Genomic DNA, 19,443 nt, shown 5'->3' on the forward strand with positions numbered 1-19,443 from the left:
CCCCGTCGGCCTTCCGCGGGCGTGAAGCTCGACGCGCTCGACTCCCGCATCCTCGAGATCCTCCGGCAGGACGCCCGCGCGTCGTACCGGGAGATCGCCCGCCGCACCGGCTCCACGACGCCCACGGTCGCGCGCCGCGTCCGCGCCCTGGAGGAGCTTGGCGTCATCCAGGGGTACGGAGCGCGCGTCGAGTTCGTGCGCATCGGCGGCGTCGAATCGCTGCTGCTGCTCTCCCCTTCGTCCGGCGCGACGGAGCGCCTGCTTGCCGCGCTTGGGGCGGAGCCCGCCGTCGCCGAATCCCTCGAGCTCGACGACGGCACGGTGCTCGCGCGCCTCCTCACCGGAAGCGAGGAGGAGGCGGCCGAGGTCCGCCGCCGCATCGCGAAGCTTCCGTTCGTGCGCGAGGCGGACGCACGCCGCGTGCGCTCCGGCAGCCGGCGAGCCGGGCGCGGCTTCGGGACGGGCCGCGCGACGCTCGAGATCCGCTGCTTCCTCTGCGGGGGCCCCCTCCCCGAGGAGCCCGTCAGCGCTCGGATCGGCGGCAAGCGGGGCTACTTCTGCTGCACGACCTGCCGCGGCGTCTTCCGCGACCGCTACCGGCGCTTGGCGGCAGGGCGATGAGACGACCCAAGGGCTTTGTTCCCCGCGCCGTATGCCGCGCCGTGCGCTTCCTCCCGGCCGCCGTGCTCCTTGCCGCCTGCGTCCTCGCGCCGAGCGCGGAGGCCGCCACCGTCGAGCGGACCGTCCGCGCGCTCGAAGGCGAGGCGTGCGGGAACGCGACCGGCTACTGCTTCGACGTCGCCGAGATCCGCCTCGCCGCCGGCGACCGCCTGCGCGTCGTGTTCGAGAACCCCGCCGCAAACGCGGACGTGCACAATTGGTGCGCCGACGTCGGCCTCGACCACCACTGCGCGCCGGCGCACCACGCGCTCGCCCGTCCCGGCGATCCGCCCGCAAGCGTCGAGTTCCGCCTGCCCGTCGCCGGCGCGTTCGACTTCTACTGCGACCCGCACCGCGCCGTGGGCATGAACGGCGTGATCGTGGTCGAGGGAGCTTCGGGCGGCGAGCGGCGGCAGCCGGGATTCGAGCTTTCGCTTTTCGCGGTCGCCGTTCTGGGCGCGCTCACGCTTGCGACGCGGGCGCCAAGGGCGTAGGGGCCGTGCCGACGTCGCCACATTCAAGGTCCGGCGGGCCGGTCCCCGCAAGAGCGTCCATGCCACCCACTCGCGCGTTGCGCGCCTTTGAGGCCCTCGGCGTTTCGCTCGTTGTCCTTCTGGCGGGCTGCCTTGGCAACCAGGAACGTCCGGGCGGGCCTTCCGCAGACTCGAGCCCCGGCGAACCCGCAAGCCGCTTCGTCCACATCCACGGCGTGGCCGTCGATCCCGGCGACCCGACCGTCCTCTTCGTCGCGACGCACGCGGGCCTCATCCGCGGCACCAGCGGAGACCGGTGGGCCTACGTTGGCGCGGACCGCTCCGATTTCATGGGTTTCACGCTGCACCCAGACGACAATCAAACGGCGTGGTCGAGCGGGCATCCGGCCGGCGGCGGCAGCCAGGGCGTGCGGCAAACCACCGACGGCGGCCGGACTTGGAGGGTCGTCGCGCTGGGCGGGCAGGTGGACTGCCACGGCATGGCGGTCGCGCGCGCGAACCCGGACATCGTCTACTGCGCGCACAGCGGAACCGGCTTTTACCGGACCGCCAACCGGCAGGACTTCGAACGCGTGGCCACGAACGGGCTCGCCGAACCGGCGCTCGTCCTTGCCACGCCCGCCGCCGCGGAGAATACGGTGTACGCGGGCGGCCTCCACGGCTTGCAGCGCAGCACGGACCGAGGCACGACGTGGACCACCGTCGCCGGAGAAGGGCATGCGGTGACGGCGCTTGCCGCCCACCCGGAGGACGCCTCCGTGCTCTTCGCCTACTTCCTGCGGGCCGGCGGACTCCAGCGAAGCGAAGACGCTGGAGAGACCTGGATTCCCGCCGGAACCGGCCTCCCGGCGGATGCCGTCGTCACCGCGCTTGCGATCGACCCGTCCAATCCGGACAGCCTCTATGCGAGCGCCATCACGACGATCTGGCAAAGCGCGGATGGCGGCGCGAGCTGGCACGTCCTGCGGCGGGGCGACCCCTGACGAGCCCAGAATCCTCATCCGGCGCGCGGGCGGAATCGCCGGCGTCGGAACGCTTAAACCCGTCCGCGCGCGTGGAGCCTCGATGCCCCATCGGCTCGAGCTCTTCAGCAGCGGCTGCCCGCTTTGCGTCTCGTTCCAGCGCGAGGTCGAGGTCGGCAAGTGCGGCCCGTGCGAGCTCGAGGTGATCGACGTGCGCGACCCCTCCGCCAAGCCCCGCATGGAAGCCTACGGCGTCCGCGTCGTCCCCACGCTTGTCGTCGACGCGGCGATCAAGGTCGAAGGGCGGCTCGACCAGCCGTGGATGTGCGGCGACGAGTTCTACGCCATGCTTGCGCAAAGGTATCCATTGGCCAACGCCAGGCTGAAGGAACGATCCGGCCCGACGCGCTGACGACGGGACCCATCGCTTTCGGATGGATGTCCGGCACGCTACGCAAGGCGTCGACCAACGCGCGAGCCGCACCGTCGAACCTTACGTGCGCGGCGCCGCTGCCCGCCCGATCGCCATGCCCACCCCGCAAACTCAGACGCTTGACCGCGAGATGCAGAACTGCCTGGACGCGTGCACCGACTGTTTCGAGACGTGCGAGCGCACGCTCGCCTATTGCCTCTCGAAGGGCGGCGACCACGCCCGGCCCGAGCACATCGCCCTGCTCATCGACTGCGCGCGCATCTGCGAGACCTCCGCGGGCTTCCTCGCCCGCGACTCGCCGCTCCACGGCGCGGTCTGCGGCGCGTGCGCGGAGGCGTGCGAGCGTTGCGCCGAGAGCTGCGAGCGGCTGGCCGACGACCCCGTGCTCAAGGAATGCGCCGACGTGTGCCGCAAGTGCGCCGCCTCGTGCCGCTCCATGGCCGGCTGACGTGGCGCCGCCTACGCGCGCGCCGCGCCGGTCTCCTCGCGCTGCTTGCGCCAGCCGTACCGCGTGAGCCCGGCCGGCTTGTACACGTTCAGCAGCTGGACGAGGAGGAGGATCGCAAGCCCTCCCGCCGAGTGCGGCAGCGTCCCGGGAAGCGCGCGAAGCTCGTCGAAGGTCGTCGCGGGGTCGGCGGCGGTCGCCGCGAGCGCGCGGATGGTTCCCAGCTCCACCCAAAGCACGGCCACGGCCGCGACGGTCAAGAGGAGCGAGACGACGACCCAGTAGTGACGGAACAGCCCCCATCGCGTCCCGAGCGCAAGCAGGACGCCGGTCGCAAGCGCCGCCAGCGAAAGCGGGAGGATCACGTTCGACGCGACGAGTTCCATGGAAGCGTATGCCGCCCGAAGCGTCGATTCCTCGCCGCTCGTGGCCACCGCGACGTCGAGCGCGAGGTACGCGAGCACGGCGCCGATCCAGCCCACCGAGACGGTCAGGTGCGCGGAAAGGAGGAGCTTGCGCAGCGCCGGCGGTAGGATCATGGCGAGTGCCCGCCGGACGGCGGCCCGTGCATCGCGGGGCCGTGGCCGGTGAGAAGGAGGGCGGCGACGACAAGCCCGGCGGCCAGCGCGACGAGCGCGAGCGCCTTCACCCAAACGGGAGCGCCCGGGTACTCCGCATCGCCTGGCATGAGCCAAGGATGCGCGGCGTCTCGAAAAAGGCTGCGAAAGACCTCGCGATGATCATTCATCGCAACTGCGATGATCATTCATCGCACGCCTTGGCAAGATCGTCACGACAATCTATTTAAAGCGACCTTTCCACTGCCCGCCCGGAGGCTTGCATGCCGCTCAGTCGCCTCGCCGTCACGCTCCTCGTCTCGGTTCTCCTCGTCGGTGCCATTCCGGCGGGCGGCCACCACAGTGAGACGCTTGCCATGGACGGGGGCGTCCCCCTCTACGCCGGCTCCGGCGGCTCGCTTGCCGTCGCCCCGCCTGCCGATTCCGCCCTTGCCTTCGACGGAGTCTCCGGCCTCTCGCCGCTTGGCGGCGGCGCAACCTGGCAGGAGATCGCCACGTTTGCGACCGCGCCCCTTGCGGCGCCCCTTTCCGTGAACGGCCCCCTGCACGCGGCCGTCGTCGCGCAGAGCCGCAACCCCATCCAGCGCGAGACCCAATTCCAACTCGAGTTCGTCTCCGGCGGCCAGACGCTCGCGACGGTCGTCACGCAGACCATGGCGCTCATGAACCACCCGATGGAGTGGCTCGGCCAGGCGCCGGCGGACTTCGTCGTCCCCGCCGAGGGGTCGCTTTCCGTCACGCTGCGCGTGAAGACGCTGGGCGGAGGCGGCGAGATCCTGCTTGGCAAGGAAGGCACGCGGTTGCTCCTTCCCGGCTCGCTCCTGTCCGCGCGCCTGGAAGGGGTGGACGTGCGCGGCGGGATCGTGCACGCCCGCGGCGTGGTGGACGCGCCTTTTGGCGGTGCCACGGTGGACCGCGCCGTCGTGCACGCGATGGGACCCTTCGGAAGCGAGGAGTCCGCGCGCGCGGCGGAGATGGACGGCAGCGTTCCCATGCTGGGCATGGACGCGCCGCTTCGGCTGCTCGACGCCGAGGGCGGCCGCGCGCTCGAGTGGGAGTGGGACGCCCGCGGCGTGAGGCCCGGGCACTACCAGGTCATGCTCATGGCCAAGGACGTGACGGGCGCGTGGGTGCACGCCATCGGCGTCGTCCAGATCCGCGAGACCAACGCGCTCGCCGACGTCTTCGGAGGAATCGCCGAGGCGCTCGGGCTCATCGTGAAGCCGAGCCCCGCGCCCGACTTCACGGTCCGCACGAGCGACGGCGAGGTGATCCGGCTCTCGGACCTTCGCGGCAAGGTCGTCGTGCTCGACTTCATGGCCACGTGGTGCGTGGCGTGCAAGAAGCTCATCCCGCCGCTCAAGCAGATGGACGCCAAGTACGGCGACGACGAGATCGTCATCCTGGGCATCGACATCGACCTCACCGAGGACGACGCGATGCTCAACGAGTACCGCGTGAAGTACGGCACGACGTGGCGCTACGCCATGGACACGGACAAGCTCGCGGACAAGTACGGCGTGTCGGAGATGCCCAAGGTCGTGTGGATCAACAAGAAGGGCGAGGTGAGCCACGTGATGACGGGCGCGCCCTCGTTCAACGAGTTCGACGCGACCTACAAGGCGTCGGCGGCCGGCGTCGTCACCGTCTCCTCGGCCGGCGGCGGCTCGGGCTTCCTCGTGCTTGCGTTCCTCGCGGGCGTCTCGGGCTTCTTCAGCCCGTGCGCGTTCCCGCTCCTTCCCGGCTACATGAGCTACTACCTCGGAAAGCAGAGGCCCGACGCGGCGCTCGACGCCAACGCCCGCAGGCGCGCCGTGCGCAAGGCCGCCGTGGGCGGCACGCTTGCGGCGGTGGGCATCGTGCTCGTGTACCTCATCGTGGGCGGTGTGATCGCGCTCACGGGCAACGTCGTCAAGGAGTACGTGGCCTACCTTGGCCCCATCGTGGCCGTCTCGCTAGTCGTGCTTGGCTTTGTGATGCTGACGAGCTGGACGCTTCCGACGTACCGGATCGGCCAGGCGCTGGGACCGCTCTCGCGCGCCGTTCGCTCGAAGTCGATCGAGGGCCAGGAGGGCAGCAACCTCGGCCTGTTCGCCTACGGCGTGGGCTACGGCTCGGCGAGCCTGGGGTGCCACGCGCCGCTGTTCATCGCCGTCGTCCTGGGGGCGCTCCTCGTGGGCGGCTTCGTCGCGGCGCTCACCGCCTTTGCGCTCTACGGGCTTGGCATGGCCGTCTTCATGGTGGGCGTGACGGTCGCGCTCGGCTACACGCAGGGCGCCTTCGTGAAGCGCCTGCGCAACGCGATGCCGCTCATCAAGAAGGTGAGCGCGATCGTGCTCATCGTCGTCGGCGTGTACCTCACGTGGTACTACACGATGCCGCTTCTGGGCGGCTATTGAGGCGACCATGGCCTCTCGACGAAGGTCGGCCGGCGTGCTCGTCGCGCTTCTTGCGGCGCCCTTGCTTGCCGGCTGCCTTGGGCCCGAGCCCGTCGAGCCGGCGGAGGCGCCGGGTGCGACCCCGCTCGACCTTGCAAGCCTTACGCTTCCGGCGGGCGCCTTCGTCGAGGCGACCGCGCGCGGCGCGCTCGTCACGCTGCGCGACGTGCCGCTTCCCTTCGAGCAGCGCTTCACGATCCCGGAGGGCGTCACGCTCGTTCGCCTGACGGCCGCGGTGCCCGAGGGACTGCCGATCCTCACCCACATGCGGAACGCGGACACGGACCGTCGACGCTGCAATGCGAACCCCGTCGAGGACGGCTGGGCCCCGCGTCTCTCCGTCCATTCGTGCTCGGCGCTCACGGCGGTGGACGATCTGCCCGCCGAGTGGGTCCTGCGGGCCTGGAGCGCGCGGGCACCGAGCGCCCATTGGCTCACGATCGAGCTCGTCACGGCGCCGGTCGACGGGCTTGCGGCGCTTCTCGACCTCGACGCCCTCGCGAAGCCCGTGCACGATCTCCTGCCGACCGAGGAGGTGTGGATCGAGGCGCACGACGGCGCGAGGCTGTACGCGCAGCTCACGCGGCCCGCCGTCGACGGTCCCGTGCCCGTCATCGTCAGCTCGAGCCCGTACAACGGGCCCCAGCACGCGGCCGGGAATCCCAGCATGTGGGCGTACTTCGTGAAGGATTGGGCCAAGCGCGGCTACGCCGTGCTGTCGGCCGACGTGCGCGGGACCGGCAGGTCCACTGGATGCATGGAGGTATGGGGGCCCAACGAGCAGCGGGACCAGGCCATGCTTGTCGAGTGGGCCGCCGCGCAGTCCTGGAGCGACGGCAACGTCGGCTTCTACGGCCAGTCCTACGTCGGAACCACGCCCACGCAGGCGGCCGTCCTGGCGCCCCCCGCGCTGAAGGCGATCATCGCCGTCGCGCCCGTCATCAACGCCTACGACGACTGGCACTTCGGCGGCGTCCCCAACGGCGAGAACGTCGGAAGCCCGATCGGCTACCAGTCGGGCACCGGTTTTCTCGAGAACGTCGAGCCCGCCAGGCCGCAATACCTCGCAACAAACGCGGTCTCCGGGTTCTGCGACCCCGCGCTCACCGCGCGCGCCAACGATCCGCGCGCGATCTACGACGCCTTCTACGCGGAGCGGAACTTCTCCGCTCGCGCCAAGGACGTTCGCGCGGCCGTCCTCTACACGCAAGGCTTCGAGGACACGAACGTCAAGAGCACGATGGCCGTGCACTGGTTCCACGCGCTGCCCGGTCCCAAGCTCGGGCTGTTTGGCCACTGGGCCCACCAGCACCCCGCGCGGCCGGACCAGGAGGTCCTCTTCCTCGCGTGGATGGAGCAGCATCTCAAGGGCAAAGCGGTCGGGGTGGACCGTCTCCCGAACGCCGACCTTCTCACGAACGCGGGCACGCACCGGTTCGCCGACGCGTGGCCGCCCCGCCCCGGCGACGAAGGCGTGCGCACCGATCGTCTGCACGCCGACTTCGCGGCGGGCGCGCTCTCGCCCCGCCCCGCGTCGGGGTCCGCGCGCGTCCTGTCGACGCCCACGCCCCTGTCGCTTCCGGCGCTGCAGCCCGCTTTGCCTTCGCTTGCGCTCGAAGGCTCGGCGGTCGACGGGCTTGCCCTCTCCGGCACGCCGCACCTTCGCCTGAAGGTCTCGCTCGAAGGCGCGCGCAACGCCCACGTGGCCGCCTACCTCTACGAGGTCGAGCCCCAAGGGCGGGCCACGCTTGTCACCTTCGGCATGTTCAACCTCGCGCATCACCGCGGGCACGACCGCTACGAGCCCCTGTCGCCCGGGCAGACCGTCGAGGTGAGCCTGCCGATGCTCCCGACGGAATACGTGTTCGCCCGGGGGAACGCCCTGCGGCTTGTCGTGCGCGCGGCCCACCACGACGATTGGTTCCTGGTGCAGCCGGGAGAGCCGGGCGTCATCGTCCTGCACGCCGACGGCACGGCGCTCGAGCTTCCGGTGGCCGACGGCGACCTCTACCGGCCGCTGCCCGAAAGCGCGCGCCTGTGAGTTTCCGCTCAGCGGAACTTCCGCGCGAGGACCGCCGCGCCCACCGCGCCGGCGTCGTCGCCAAGCTCCGCCGGGACCACGCGCACCGACTCGCGCGAGGCGGGGAGCGCCCGCTCCTCCACCGCGCGCGCGACGGCGCCCACGAGGCGCGGCAAGCCCACGACGACGCCGCCGCCCACGATGAGGATCTGCGGATTGAACGCGTTGACAAGGCCCACGCAGGCGGCCGACAGGGCCTCGGCGGCGTCGTCGACGACGCGCCGGGCCAAAGGGTCGCCGTCGTGGTCGGCGCGCGCGACAAGAGCGCTCGTCACGGCCGCCGGGTCGCCGCCGGCAAGGTCGAGCAGGAGCTTCCCGGCCCGGGAGTCGGCCGCGGCCATCTGCATGGCGCGGCGTGCGATCGCCCATCCGCCCGCGTAGGCTTCGACGCACCCGCGTCCCCCGCAGCTGCACGCGGCCCCGCCCACGGCCACAGGCACGTGGCCAAGCTCGCCTGCAAGCCCGGAGACGCCCTGCAGCAGCCGTCCGCCGGAGACGACGCCGCCGCCGATTCCGGTCCCCACGTACACGCAGACGAGGTCCTCGGCGCCGCGTCCGGCGCCGTGGTTCCACTCGCCAAGCGTGGCCGCACGCACGTCGTTTGCGAGCACGACGGGAAGCCCCGTCCGCGCGCGAAGCTTCTCGCCGAACGGAACGTCCCGCCAGCCGAGGTTGGGGGCGAAGCGGACGACGCCCTTGTCCGCGTCGACCTGCCCGGCCACGCCCACGCCAAGGCCCGCCGGTGGGACGTCGGATTTCGAGCGGACGCGGTCGACGCATTCCGACACAACGGCGGCGACGCGCTCGGGCGGACGCTCGTCGCCCAGCGCTTGCCGTTCGGCGGCAAGGATGCGGCCGTCCGGAGCGACGAGTGCGGCGCGCACGTTGGTCGCCCCGACGTCCACGCCGACGGTGGGCGCGTCACGGGCGGTCAATGGAGCGCCTTCCCCCCCGTCCGGGCGAGGAGCTTTGCCCGCAGGTCGCGGATCGCGTTCTGGTAGTTCACGAAAGCTTGGTAGGGCGAGTCGTACGGCGAGAAGTACGTGTGGATGTCCTGGTCGCCCATGTGCTTGGTCGTGCAGTAGTACAGATGGTCGCTCGTCTGCAGCAGGCGCCAGGCGTGCGTGAGGGCCGGGTCGTTGGCCTCGCGCACGAGCGGCGCCATCTCGCGCAGCTCGTTGAAGCAGAGGTGCTGCATCTCGTTGTGAAGCCACGCCGAGACGTCCCGCTCGGTGTCGGCCCACGAGATGGCAAAGGGCACCTCGATCTCGCCTACGGGCTCGTTGTGTTGCACGACCTCCGATGGCGTCACGAAGGAAACGTGCGGATGGGCGAGCGCAAAGCGTGGCAGGTGGCGCAGGAAGTCGAAGATGCCCGATTCGGGCCAGTTGTGCTCGCCGAAGGTCTCGTAGTCCATGAACAGGTTGACGCTTGCGCCTTCGGCCTGGGAAAGCCAGCTCGCGTACTTGTCGGCGGTGAGCGGCCACTCGGGCCACGAGGGGCCCGTCGAGAAGCGGAAGGCAACGTCGTCCGAGAGCCGGTAGTTCTTCAGAAGGACCTTGAGCTTGCTTCCGGCGCGCGCGGGGCGATACACGTAGTTGGGCGATCGCCAGCCGAGGATCTTCTCGGTCCCCTCGGTCATCATGGCGTCGTAGCCGAGCGACTCGATCGTGCCCGCGATGCGGTTGTCGTAGATGAGCTCGGTGTTCCGGAAGATCCGCGGCTCGGCGGAGAGCTCGCGTTTCATGAGCTCCCGGTGCTCGCGAATCTGCTCCCGGTACTCGCTCTGGTCCTCCCAGAGACCCGCGAGGGAGTGGTAGTACGTCTCCTCCAGGAACTCGACGCAGCCGGTCCGCGCGAGCTCACGGAAGCTGTCCATGACCTCCGGGCGGAACCGGTTGGCCTGCTCGACGAACGTGCCCGAGAGCGAGAACGCCACCTTGAACCGCCCGCCGTGCTCGCGGATGAGATCGAGGAGCAGCCGGTTGGTCGGGAGGTAGCACTTGTCGGCCACGCGGTCGAAGATGGCTTTGTTCTTCGCGTGGTCCCAGTATCGCTCGACGGGGATCGAGTCGAACACGCGAAGCCGCGCCAAGCGCATGGGCTGGTGGACCTGAAAATAGAAGCACACCGCCGTCAACTGGCGTACCCCCGCGCCGGCCGTCCCCGTCCCAGCACGCCCTCGTACACGTCCTTCGTCTTGCGTCCGCAGGCCGCCCAGGTGAACTTGCGGACCTCGAGCGCGCCGTTGCGCCCGAGGGTCTCCCGCAGGACGCGGTGGTCCAGAAGCGAGAGGACGAGGTCGGCCATCTCGTCGGCGTCCCAATAGTCGGTCTTGAGCACGTGCGCGAGGTTCTCGCCCACGCCCGTCGTCTTGCTCACGATCGTCGGCAAGCCCGAGGTCATGGCCTCGAGCACGCTGATGCCAAAGGGCTCGGAGACCGACGGCAGCACGTAGACGTCGGACTGGCGGTAGACCTCGGGAAGGCGGTCCTCGGGCACGTACCCGGCGAACGTGACGTTGCGCGCGATGCCCTCGTGCGCGGCGAAGCGCACCATCTCCCCGAGCATCTCGCCCTTGCCGGCCACCACGAACTCGACGTCCCGCCGCGAGCGGAGAACGCGACGGGCCATCTCCATGAAGTGCATGGGCCCCTTCTGGCGCGAGACGCGCGAGAGGAACAGCACGCGCCGGCGCACGGCGCCGTAGTCCCGCTCCGCCGCGGTGGAGAACTTTGCGAAGTCGACCCCGTTGTGGACGGGCACGAGGCGCGAGCGATCGGCGCCGTAGAGGCGGGCGAGCTCGTGGCCCGTGTAGCGCGAGACGCTGATGACGGCGTCGGCCTCCCGCGAGACGCGGCGCTCGACGTCCATGATCCACGACTGAGGGTAGAAGCCGGCGCTTCGGTCCCACTCCGTCGAGTGGCAGGTCCAGACGAGCGGCTTGCCCGTGACGCCGCGCAGGTGCAGGGCGGCCGGCGCCGTGATCCAGTCGTGGGCGTGGATGAGGTCGGCGTCGTGGGATCGGAATTCGCGGGCCAGGCGCGCGTTGTACTGCGCGACGGCGTCGTTGAACGCCGCATCGTAGCCGCGCTTGCGGGTGCCTCCGTACGGGGAAGCGATCGGTTCGGCCTCGACCTCGATGATGTTGAGGTGCCTGTGCGCGTCGGCCACCCGAAGGTCCCCCTCGGCGGCGACGCGGGGCATGTAGAAGTCGATCTCGACGCCAAGCTTGGCAAGCTGGAGCGTGAGCTCGAGGCAATGGACGCCAAGGCCTCCCGCCAGGAACGGCGGGAACTCCCAACCGATCATCGCCACCTTCATGGGACAGCCTCCTTCATTCGGTGCGGTCGTCCGCCACGCCCTCGCGATGGCGGCGGTACTTGTTCACGACGTCGGCGAACGTCGAATGGCTCCAGGTGAGCGGCGTCACGGACGTGTGCTCGCCCGTGCGGCCGTCCAGCTGCTCGGGCAGGAGGAACGTCTGCGAGGCGGTGTCCGCCGCCCACTCGATGAGCTCAAGGCATCGCTTCTCTCGGCCCAGCAGCAGGTGCGCCTCGGCCAGCCACAGCGTGCAGATGATCCACGGGTTCTCCTTGCCGTAGTACGTGTCGTTCTCGTACCGCGCAAGCCCGCCCACCTCCGCGTTCCACAGCCGCGCCTCGATGGCCTGCACGAGGCGCTCGGCCCGCTTGTCGGAGGGCTCGAGCACCCCGAGCTTCACGGCAAGGAGCGTCGAGGCGTCGATCGTCTCGTCCAGGGGATCGATGGACTTCCGGAAGCAGCCGCGCGCGTCGTCCCAGAGGTGCTCGAGGGTGGCCTCGCGCATGCGGCGCGCGACCTGGTGCCACCGGGTCGTCTCCTTGCCGAGCTGCTCGCCGATGCGGGCCGCGCGCTCGAGGCCGTGCGACACGGCCGCGCACGTGTAGGCGTTGACCGTCTTGCGCTCCTCCCACAGGTCGAAGCTCGGCTTGGGCAGCCCCCGCTCGTCGACGAAGCTCTCGAGCCAGTTGGCGCCCTTCTTCACCATGGGCCAAAGCTCGAGGAGCTGGTCGAGGTCGCCGTGGCGCTTGAAGTGGTGCCAGGCGGCGGCGAGCACCGTGGCCGTCTGGTCGGCCTGGATGAAGGGAGGAGGATGCCACGTGCTGCCCACGGTGCCGTCCGGGAAGTGGCGGTGCAGGAAGTAACCCTCGTCCTCCTGGCACTTGGCCGCGAACTGGAGGAACCGGTGCGCGTACTCGTACAAGCCCACCTCGTCCATGGCCTTGCTGATGTAGCCGCCGTCGCGCCACCAATTGTACGTGTACGTGTCTCCGCTGCCCTTGAGCGTGCGCGGGTCGGGCGAGGCGACGACGGCCCCGTTCACGGAGGCGCAGTCGCGCAGCAGGAAGACCGTGCGCTCGTACACGTCCTGGGCCGTGCGGGAGAGGTCGGCGGGGATCCGCAGGCTCTTGTTCGAGAGCCAGTGGCGCCAGAAGTCGATCGCCTCGCGCGAGAGGCCCGCCGGGTCGCGGCGCGAAAGCATGGCGTAGAACGCGTTCACCGCGTGGCGGCTTTGGCCCACCATCACGAGCAGGTAGACGATCGCCTCGCCGTCGGGTTGCACCTCGACGTCCCACTGCACGACCGAGTCGGCCGCGCCGTGGCTGATGAGGCCGCCCTCGAGCTTGCCGTCCTCGGCGTCGACGTGCGAGCCGCGCAGGCCCTTCAGGGTGTGCTCGCCGCAGGTGAACCCGGTGAAGTCGGGGCGGCCCCAGAGCTGGAAGTAGAAGTTGCGCTTGTAGTGGTTCACCGTCTTTCGCTCGCTGTCCCAGTAGCAGGTGTCCTGGTACATCGATTCCTGGATGGTAAGCGATTGATAGTGGAAGACACGAAGCTTGCGCACGCGCGGCCCGTGGTTCCGGACGCGAATGCGCCGGATGACGAGGTCGTGGTTGGAGTGGACCATGTCGGTCACGCGCACCTCAAGCTCCGTGCCGTGGTAGGCCGTCTCGGCCGCGTTCGATTGCGCCACGAGCGACTGCTCGATCCGCCAGCCCGTGGGGCCCGGCTCGGAGAGCCACGAGAAGCGGCGCGTCTCGGCGTCGAAGATCCCAAGGCGGACCTCGCGGAGATGTTGGTACTGACCCGCGTACGGGTAGTACAGCTGGGCCCAGTTGCCAAGCTCGTCGACCGTGAGTAGGATGCGCGAGTTGCCGGCGAGCATCGTGATCATGCGTGGGCGCCGTGTCGGCGTAGGTCACCATCCGGGTATAAATTCACGGTCGACCGGGGGAACCGCACGCGTCGCCCGTTACGCCTTGCCGTTCCCGCGCACGGTCACGGCGCCCCCGCGCGAGAGATCCTGCATTTCGATCTCCACGCCCGCGTCGACGCGCCGCCAGGGCACGTTGCCGCGCGGCGAACCCACGGACGAGGCTTCGAGCGGCAACCGGACGCGCACGGGACGCGCGGGCGCGTGGGCGATCGAGACGCGCCACCGGTCGGGCCCGACCTTGGCCACGCAGAGGTCGCACGGCGCGTCCGCCGACCACGCGCCGCCGGGTTCCTCCAGAAGCGGCGGCACCGCCACGGAGTCGTTGTCGTTCACGCACTTGAGCAGGAGGCTTCGCGCGCGGCCTCGCTCGAAGGAAACCGCGCAGACCGTCTCCGGCACGAGCCCCACCCGGAAGCGGTCGTGGCGGCCCGAGGCGCCCGTGAACTCGACCTCGACCACGCGGGGAGACGGGTTGCGGCCCACGACGAAGAGGTGCTCCACGTCCGCGTTGCCAAGCCCACCGTATTGCCACGCGTAGACGGATGGGGCGGAAGGGACCGCGCGCGCCCACGCCAACCGGGCGTCGGAGTAGCGTTGCGCCACCTTGCGGACGAGCTCGCGGTTGGCGCCGACGCGGTCCAGCGGGTCGCCGCTCAAGGAGGCGTACCACGGGTGGAATCCGAGGTAGATCCCGGTTCCCTTGCCGTAGGCGCGAACGTACCCGATCGTCTCGACCTCCGCGCGCGCGACGGCGAGCGCGTCGTCGGGACGGTCCACGGCCACGATCCAGTCCCACGCGCGTCCGATCGTTCCGCAGCCGTCGAGCGTGACCTCGAGGTTTTTACCGTCTGGAAGTTCGTGGAACCGCCGCTCGCGGTGGCCAAAGAGGCGCCGCAGCGGGTGGTCTTCCGTGGGCACGAGGTGCTCGTCCAAACGGGGCAGGAGGCCGGTCCAAAGAAGCGTGCCGCCGCGCGCGACGAACTCGACGAGCTTTGCCTGCGTGCCGGCGTCCATGTACTCGTATCCGCCCACGCAGAGCATCTTGTACTCGGCGATCCGGGAGACGGGCTCGTCGTAGACGTTCACCTGACCCGCGCCAAGCTGCGCGTCAAGCGCGCTCTCCAGGAACGCCTCCAGGCCGCGGTAGGCGACGCGCGGGCAGGCGCGGAATCCCGACGCGCGCCACGGATGCTCGTCGACGGCCCCGTGCGGCGCCCACGCACCGGCCCAGGCGTAGGGCGGGTAGACGGCCCAGGCGAGGTCGGCGCGCGAGGGGCCCACGAAGCTGTCGCCCTCGGCCTCCAGGTAATCGGCAAGCTGCCGGACGGTCCAGAACTTCGCGTCGAGCGAGCCGTCGGCGTGGATGGGCGCGTGCGGCGGATAATCGAGGTCGGCACGCGTCCAGGCGGGAAGCCCGCCGTAGTGCGTCGGCAACACCTGTCCGTGGAGATTGTCGTCCCGTCGCCACGCGCGCGTGCCGACCATGGTGTAGACGTTGAGCCCCGTGGCTCCGCCGGCCACAAAGAGCGCGCTTTGGAAGTAGCTTGGCTGCACCCATTCGTAGGCGGGGTCGTAATAGTCGCTGAAGCCCCAGTTCTCCTCCAGGTTGACGCCGCGCTCGCGCGTGGCCGCGAGCACGTACTGCAGGAACGCCTTGGGCTGGTGGCTTGCCACGCCGCCCCAGTTCGTGTACCCCCAGCGAACGCCGTGCCCGGAATGCCAGGCCACCTTCGAGTACCAGCCGTCGTTCGAGCCGGCATGCGTCTGGTAGGCGTTGCCGTTGGGCGCGTAGTTCATGAACACGGGCAGGTCCGTCGGCATGCCCCCCTCGAACAGGTAGGCCCGGTAGCGGCGGATCACCTTCTCGTACAGGACGTGCGTGTAGCGGCTTCGGTCGAGGTACGTCAGCATGCCGGCGGGCGAATCGGCCGCGCGAAGCTGGCGCGGGCTTGGAACCTCCGCCCAGCGCTCGTGGCGGGTCCCGTGGAGCGCATTGTAGCGCGCAAGCGACTCGTACGCCGCGGCCAAAAACTCGTGCCAGAGCGCGGTGCTGCTTCGGCTGTACCCGTAGTTCGGGATGATGCCGCTTGCCGCGTCGCTGTAGAGGCCCTCGTTCAGGAGCTGGATCGCCACGATGGGGCCCTTCGGGCTTGCAAAGGGCCCGATCACCTCGCGCGCCACCATGGAGAGCCAGTCCCGCACGTACTCGTTGAACGCGGCGTCCAAGGGCGCCGGAAGCTTGCGGTGGGATTCCGGCACGCGCGGGTTCTGGATCCACCGGTACGGCTCGCCGTCGCCCATGAGCTCGGGCTCGATGCTCGGGTTGCGGTCCGGGTCGACGTACGTCGGAAGCCCGCCGAAGCGAAGCTCCGCGTGCACGAAGGGGCCCGGCTTTGCGATCACGGCGAGTCCCCGCTCCTGGCACAGCCGGAGGAAGCCCTTCACGTTCCGGTTGGGCTGCGTGCGACCGTCGAAGTCGTACGCGCCGTGACCCCGCAGCGGATCCTCGGGCGCATGATGGCGCCACGGAATGTAGCACGTGACCACGGGCACGCCGGCGCGGAGGAACTCGTCCAGGCGCGGTCCCCAATTGTCCGCCTCGTCCCGGTAGTAAGGGTAGTCGCCCGAGAGGAGGAACCGGGGCCGGCCGTTGTGGACGAACACCCCGCGATGCACATCGACTGCGCTCAATGGCGTCCTCCCTGCCGGTGGAGATGGTGGGCCGGACCCTCGTGCACGAGCCGCCGGTGCAGCACGAGCGCGTGGGCCGATGCGAACTCCGCCAGGCAAGCGGCGCAACGAAGCGTCATGGCCTCACCATGACGCCGGCCGCCCAGGGAATCCCTTTGGGACGTCCCCCGGCGGCGTCAAGCGTCCCCGAAACCTTACCCGCCGGCGCGCGGACAATCGTCGGTGACCATGCGGTACGTCACGGTGGACGAAGCAAAGCGCCGCATCGAGGCCGACGGGCGGGTCGTCGTGCTGGACGCGCGGGCCTCCGAGCGGTACGGGCAGGGCCGCGTGCCCGGCGCCATCAACCTGCCCGCCGACGCGCCCGACCTCGCGCGGCGGGCGCGGGATCTCGTCCTCGACACGCAAGCGACCATCCTCGTGTACGCCGAGAACTCACGGTCCCCGGAAAGCCGCCAGGTCGCGCGCACGATGGACGCCATGGGGTACCGCGACGTCCTGCTGTTCGACGGCGGGTTCTCGCAGTGGGCCGGCGCGGGCCATCCGGTCGAGCCCTCGGAGACGCCCGAGGAGCCCGACGCGGCGCGACTCTAGTCCATGGCGCCCCACGCGAGCGCCTTCTTGACGACGCGCTCCTCGCCGAAGGCCTCCTCGGCCTGCCACGGGGCAAACGTCCGCGTGATGGCGGCCCGCGGAAGATCCCCCCAACGCGCCCGCATCATGCTCAAGGCCGCAAGCGCCCGCTCGAAGTGCTCCCGGCGGCTGTTGACGGAGCCCATGATCGCTCGGTTGCCCAAGACAAGATCGCGCAGGACCGCCGCCGGCAGGCGTGCATGCGCCTGGGGCGAGGGAAGGCCCAGCTGCACGAGGAGACCGTTTGCCGCAAGCGCCGCCGCCGTTTGGACGGTGACGTCCGGATTCCCGGTCGTCTCGAACGCAACGTCGAAACCGCCTCCCGCGCGGGCGGCCTCGCCAAGCGAAGTTTCGCGGACGTCCACGTGCGCGGCGCCCACGCGGGCAAGGAGCCTACCGCCGGGCTCCTCGGGGCCGCTGCGATCCGCGCCCACCACCTTTGCGCCTTCGAGCGCCATCCGCATCGCGGCAAGCCCCCCGAGGCTGCCGATGCCGACGACAAGCACGCGGGCGCCTTCGAACGAGCCGGCAAACCACGGCAGGCGAGCCTGCACGCGGCGCGCCTGGTCGAGGGCCTTCTCCACGATGGACAGGGGCTCGGCGAGCACGGCCGCCCGCCCGAGCTCCGGCGGCGCGCGGACGAGGCGCTCGGGCGCCTCGACGAAGAGATCCTGCATGAAGCCGTGCGCCTGCTTGATGCCGCGCTCGACGTACGCGTCGGTCTCGCAGTGATCCGGCGCGCCGTGGGCGCAAGCAAGGCACCGGTCGCAGCCTCGTCGAACGAGCGGGACGACGAGATCGCCGGGAGCCAGGCCCGACCCGGCCGGCGCCGCGACCACTTCGCCGAGCGCCTCGTGGCCGAGCACGAGCTCCCCTTCGCCCGGCGGAAGCCTGCCCTCGCCCGCGACGACCTCCTCGTCCGTGCCGTCGATGCCCGTCCACAGCGTGCGGACGAGCGCTTGGCCCGGCGCGGGGGAAGGCTCCGGCAGCTCGGCAAGACGCGGCTCGCGGCGTCCGGGGCTCCAGACGACGGCGCGCATGCGGGGACGTTTCCCGGCGCGCTCATCCCGGTTGGGGGACGCTTGCGGGCGGCGCGCCCGCCCGTTACTGCGCAGATGCGCAGTAAACAAGCGACGACCGTCCCCCAAACGTGATGTCTTCGGGCCCGCGCGCCGTTGTCCATGCGCTACATCGACGCGCAGGAAGCCAAGCGGCTCATCGAGACGGATCCCAACGTGATCGTGGTGGACGCGCTGGGGCCGGAGAGCTTCGCCAAGCGGCACCTTCCCACGGCGGTCAACCTCCCCGCCGAAGCGCCCGACTTCGAGCGGCGCGCGAGGGACGAGATCCTCGACGTCCGCGCTCCGGTGATCACGTATTGCTCCGGGCCGACGTGCGAAACGAGCAAGAGGGCCGCGCGCAGGCTCGAGGCCATGGGCTACGAAAACGTGCTCGAGTTCGAGGGCGGCCTCGAGGCGTGGGCCAACGCCGGATTCCCGTTCGAGCGCTCCGGCCCAAGGACGCAAGCGTCGCAGGGAATCTAGCCGGACTCTTTGCGCAAGCGGGGCGGTTCAGGCGGTCCGAGCCGTCATCGTGATCTTGGTGCCTGGCGCCAGAAGGCGCGAGATGGGGCAGCCGTTCTTGGCTTTTTCCGCCGCTTGCTCGAAGGCCTTGGCGTCGCCGCCGGCGATCTTCGCCTTTGCGTCGAGGTGGATGTTCGTGACCGAGAAGCCCGCGTCGGTCTTCTCGAACTTCACGGTGGCCGTGACGTCCACGCGCTCGGGCGTGAGCCCGGCCTTGTCGATCTCGTTGGAGAGGGCCATCGAGAAGCAGCCCGCGTGCGCCGCGGCGATGAGCTCCTCGGGATTGGTGCCGGGCGTCCCCTCAAAGCGCGTCGTGAAGGAGAGGGGCAGGTTCTGGATCGCCTTGCTGCCCGTGCTGACTTGACCCTTGCCGTCCTTGAGCTTGCCCGTCCACGTCGCGTTTGCCGTGCGGTTGAGCATGCGTTCGAAGCCTCGGGGCGGCCATGGTGCTTCAAGACTAGAAGCTTGTGGCCGCCCGGAAGCCCTCACCGGTTCTGGCCGGTCCGGGAGCCGCCGCCGGTCTGGCCGCCGCCTGTCCCGCCGGTCGTCCCCGTCGTTCCGCGCTGGCCCCCGCCGACGGTCTTGCCCACGCCGGCTTCGGGGTGGGAGATCTGGTTGTGCGTGCGCAGCTCCTGCTCGTTCGGGAAGTCCTGGTTGCACATCTGGCAGCGGACCAACGAATCACCGTCCGTCCGACGTCGAAAGGCTTCGAAAAAGGCTTGTCGCAAACCTGCGGTCGAGTCGACCGGCGGACGCGTAGCGGCTTGAGCCTTGCTCTCAATTGAGCAGGAAGTCCTCGATGTGCTCGACGAGCGTGGCCGCGTTGGCCGCGGCAAACTCGTCCACCTTCTTGCCCTTGCGGTAGAGCACGGTGTGCGGAAGCAGCGCGAGGTCGGCCAGCCACGGCTGCGACTTCTTCAACTCGAGCCCGCCGGGCTTGTCGAGCGTGAGCTTGCCAAAGACGATGCTCTTGAAGTGGGGCTTTCGGACGAGCTGCTCGATCTCCTCGTTGTACGGCCCGCAGTTTGCGCAATCGGTCCGCCCCACGACGAGCACCGCCTTCTCCGCCTTCATCAGATCGGCGAAGTTGCGGTCGTGGATGGCGTGGTGGACGCCGGGGGAAAGCACGCAGACCGTTACTCGCCCACGTGGGGTAAGGCTTTCGAAATGCGCCCAAAGCGATCCTGCT

21 protein-coding genes are annotated in these 19,443 nt (G+C 70.1%); 9 read left to right on the forward strand and 12 right to left on the reverse strand.

Annotated features, from left to right (window positions below; translation table 11 throughout):
• Positions 1-21: 21 nt before the first annotated feature.
• The 5 genes from VM681_01770 to VM681_01790 all read left to right on the forward strand — a co-directional run bounded on the left by VM681_01770 (position 22) and on the right by VM681_01790 (position 2,997).
• Positions 22-621, forward strand: a complete 600-nt coding sequence (locus VM681_01770) for a winged helix-turn-helix transcriptional regulator (protein ID HVL86727.1) — start codon at positions 22-24, stop codon at positions 619-621.
• A gap of 41 nt (positions 622-662) precedes the next feature.
• Positions 663-1,154, forward strand: coding sequence for a plastocyanin/azurin family copper-binding protein (locus VM681_01775; protein ID HVL86728.1), 492 nt, complete (start codon positions 663-665; stop codon positions 1,152-1,154).
• Positions 1,155-1,213: 59 nt separating this feature from the next.
• The gene (locus VM681_01780; protein ID HVL86729.1) at positions 1,214-2,137 is read left to right on the forward strand and encodes a hypothetical protein; all 924 of its coding nucleotides are present in this window, start codon (positions 1,214-1,216) and stop codon (positions 2,135-2,137) included.
• 82 nt (positions 2,138-2,219) lie between these two features.
• A complete protein-coding gene (locus tag VM681_01785; GenBank protein HVL86730.1) occupies positions 2,220-2,528 on the forward strand; it encodes a thioredoxin family protein in 309 nt (102 codons plus the stop codon).
• Positions 2,529-2,643: 115 nt separating this feature from the next.
• The gene (locus VM681_01790; protein HVL86731.1) at positions 2,644-2,997 is read left to right on the forward strand and encodes a four-helix bundle copper-binding protein; all 354 of its coding nucleotides are present in this window, start codon (positions 2,644-2,646) and stop codon (positions 2,995-2,997) included.
• Between the two features lie 11 nt (positions 2,998-3,008).
• Here VM681_01790 and VM681_01795 read toward each other — a convergent pair whose 3' ends face one another.
• Together VM681_01795 and VM681_01800 are read right to left on the reverse strand one after the other, a co-directional pair.
• Complete coding sequence (locus tag VM681_01795) at positions 3,009-3,533, reverse strand: DUF2269 domain-containing protein (GenBank protein ID HVL86732.1); 525 nt, start codon at positions 3,531-3,533, stop codon at positions 3,009-3,011.
• Complete coding sequence (locus tag VM681_01800; GenBank protein ID HVL86733.1) at positions 3,530-3,682, reverse strand: hypothetical protein; 153 nt, start codon at positions 3,680-3,682, stop codon at positions 3,530-3,532. Before VM681_01800 ends, VM681_01795 begins: the two co-directional genes overlap by 4 nt.
• 153 nt (positions 3,683-3,835) lie before the next feature.
• Between VM681_01800 and VM681_01805 the strand changes: the two genes are divergently transcribed.
• A complete protein-coding gene (locus tag VM681_01805) occupies positions 3,836-5,971 on the forward strand; it encodes a cytochrome c biogenesis protein CcdA (GenBank protein HVL86734.1) in 2,136 nt (711 codons plus the stop codon).
• 34 nt (positions 5,972-6,005) lie between these two features.
• The gene (locus VM681_01810) at positions 6,006-8,051 is read left to right on the forward strand and encodes a CocE/NonD family hydrolase (protein ID HVL86735.1); all 2,046 of its coding nucleotides are present in this window, start codon (positions 6,006-6,008) and stop codon (positions 8,049-8,051) included.
• A gap of 8 nt (positions 8,052-8,059) precedes the next feature.
• Here VM681_01810 and VM681_01815 read toward each other — a convergent pair whose 3' ends face one another.
• The 6 genes from VM681_01815 to VM681_01840 all read right to left on the reverse strand — a co-directional run bounded on the left by VM681_01815 (position 8,060) and on the right by VM681_01840 (position 16,157).
• Entirely contained in the window at positions 8,060-9,025 is a 966-nt protein-coding gene (locus VM681_01815) for an ROK family protein (GenBank protein HVL86736.1), read from the reverse strand.
• Positions 9,022-10,221: a glycoside hydrolase family 57 protein gene (locus VM681_01820; protein ID HVL86737.1), complete on the reverse strand. Its 1,200-nt coding sequence runs from the start codon at positions 10,219-10,221 to the stop codon at positions 9,022-9,024. The genes VM681_01815 and VM681_01820 overlap by 4 nt, the downstream gene beginning before the upstream one ends.
• A 5-nt stretch (positions 10,222-10,226) precedes the next feature.
• Positions 10,227-11,414, reverse strand: a complete 1,188-nt coding sequence (locus VM681_01825; protein HVL86738.1) for a glycosyltransferase family 4 protein — start codon at positions 11,412-11,414, stop codon at positions 10,227-10,229.
• Between the two features lie 13 nt (positions 11,415-11,427).
• The gene (locus tag VM681_01830) at positions 11,428-13,305 is read right to left on the reverse strand and encodes a glycoside hydrolase family 15 protein (protein ID HVL86739.1); all 1,878 of its coding nucleotides are present in this window, start codon (positions 13,303-13,305) and stop codon (positions 11,428-11,430) included.
• 78 nt (positions 13,306-13,383) lie between these two features.
• Entirely contained in the window at positions 13,384-16,038 is a 2,655-nt protein-coding gene (locus VM681_01835) for a beta-galactosidase (protein HVL86740.1), read from the reverse strand.
• Positions 16,035-16,157: a hypothetical protein gene (locus VM681_01840; protein ID HVL86741.1), complete on the reverse strand. Its 123-nt coding sequence runs from the start codon at positions 16,155-16,157 to the stop codon at positions 16,035-16,037. Before VM681_01840 ends, VM681_01835 begins: the two co-directional genes overlap by 4 nt.
• A 109-nt stretch (positions 16,158-16,266) precedes the next feature.
• Here VM681_01840 and VM681_01845 point away from each other — a divergent pair, with 109 nt between their 5' ends.
• Positions 16,267-16,632 carry a rhodanese-like domain-containing protein gene (locus VM681_01845; GenBank protein HVL86742.1) on the forward strand — a complete coding sequence of 122 codons (366 nt, stop codon included), beginning with the start codon at positions 16,267-16,269 and terminating at the stop codon, positions 16,630-16,632.
• Here VM681_01845 and VM681_01850 read toward each other — a convergent pair.
• Positions 16,629-17,711, reverse strand: a complete 1,083-nt coding sequence (locus tag VM681_01850) for an alcohol dehydrogenase catalytic domain-containing protein (GenBank protein ID HVL86743.1) — start codon at positions 17,709-17,711, stop codon at positions 16,629-16,631. The genes VM681_01845 and VM681_01850 overlap by 4 nt on opposite strands.
• Before the next feature lie 141 nt (positions 17,712-17,852).
• Between VM681_01850 and VM681_01855 the strand changes: the two genes are divergently transcribed.
• Positions 17,853-18,215 (forward strand): rhodanese-like domain-containing protein, encoded by a 363-nt coding sequence (locus VM681_01855; GenBank protein ID HVL86744.1) that lies wholly within the window; start codon positions 17,853-17,855, stop codon positions 18,213-18,215.
• Between the two features lie 27 nt (positions 18,216-18,242).
• Here the strand turns inward: VM681_01855 and VM681_01860 are convergent, their stop codons facing one another.
• The 3 genes from VM681_01860 to VM681_01870 form a co-directional block, all read right to left on the reverse strand.
• Positions 18,243-18,674, reverse strand: a complete 432-nt coding sequence (locus VM681_01860) for an OsmC family protein (protein ID HVL86745.1) — start codon at positions 18,672-18,674, stop codon at positions 18,243-18,245.
• Positions 18,675-18,739: 65 nt separating this feature from the next.
• On the reverse strand, positions 18,740-18,931 hold the full coding sequence (locus tag VM681_01865; GenBank protein HVL86746.1) for a hypothetical protein: 192 nt from the start codon (positions 18,929-18,931) through the stop codon (positions 18,740-18,742).
• A 100-nt stretch (positions 18,932-19,031) separates the two neighbouring features.
• On the reverse strand, positions 19,032-19,382 hold the full coding sequence (locus tag VM681_01870) for a hypothetical protein (GenBank protein ID HVL86747.1): 351 nt from the start codon (positions 19,380-19,382) through the stop codon (positions 19,032-19,034).
• Between the last annotated feature and the right edge of the window lie 61 nt (positions 19,383-19,443).

The organism is Candidatus Thermoplasmatota archaeon (assembly GCA_035541015.1).
Taxonomy (GTDB): domain Archaea; phylum Thermoplasmatota; class SW-10-69-26; order JACQPN01; family JAIVGT01; genus DATLFM01.

Bases quoted from the DNA above. Each gene is read 5' to 3' on its own strand.
- VM681_01780 (HVL86729.1), top strand. From the start codon at position 1,214: ATGCCACCCACTCGCGCGTTGCGCGCCTTTGAGGCCCTCGGCGTTTCG.
- VM681_01785 (HVL86730.1), top strand. From the start codon at position 2,220: ATGCCCCATCGGCTCGAGCTCTTCAGCAGCGGCTGCCCGCTTTGCGTC.
- VM681_01790 (HVL86731.1), top strand. From the start codon at position 2,644: ATGCCCACCCCGCAAACTCAGACGCTTGACCGCGAGATGCAGAACTGC.
- VM681_01795 (HVL86732.1), bottom strand. From the start codon at position 3,533: ATGATCCTACCGCCGGCGCTGCGCAAGCTCCTCCTTTCCGCGCACCTG.
- VM681_01800 (HVL86733.1), bottom strand. From the start codon at position 3,682: ATGCCAGGCGATGCGGAGTACCCGGGCGCTCCCGTTTGGGTGAAGGCG.
- VM681_01805 (HVL86734.1), top strand. From the start codon at position 3,836: ATGCCGCTCAGTCGCCTCGCCGTCACGCTCCTCGTCTCGGTTCTCCTC.
- VM681_01825 (HVL86738.1), bottom strand. From the start codon at position 11,414: ATGAAGGTGGCGATGATCGGTTGGGAGTTCCCGCCGTTCCTGGCGGGA.
- VM681_01830 (HVL86739.1), bottom strand. From the start codon at position 13,305: ATGATCACGATGCTCGCCGGCAACTCGCGCATCCTACTCACGGTCGAC.
- VM681_01840 (HVL86741.1), bottom strand. From the start codon at position 16,157: ATGACGCTTCGTTGCGCCGCTTGCCTGGCGGAGTTCGCATCGGCCCAC.
- VM681_01845 (HVL86742.1), top strand. From the start codon at position 16,267: ATGCGGTACGTCACGGTGGACGAAGCAAAGCGCCGCATCGAGGCCGAC.
- VM681_01850 (HVL86743.1), bottom strand. From the start codon at position 17,711: ATGCGCGCCGTCGTCTGGAGCCCCGGACGCCGCGAGCCGCGTCTTGCC.
- VM681_01855 (HVL86744.1), top strand. From the start codon at position 17,853: ATGCGCTACATCGACGCGCAGGAAGCCAAGCGGCTCATCGAGACGGAT.
- VM681_01860 (HVL86745.1), bottom strand. From the start codon at position 18,674: ATGCTCAACCGCACGGCAAACGCGACGTGGACGGGCAAGCTCAAGGAC.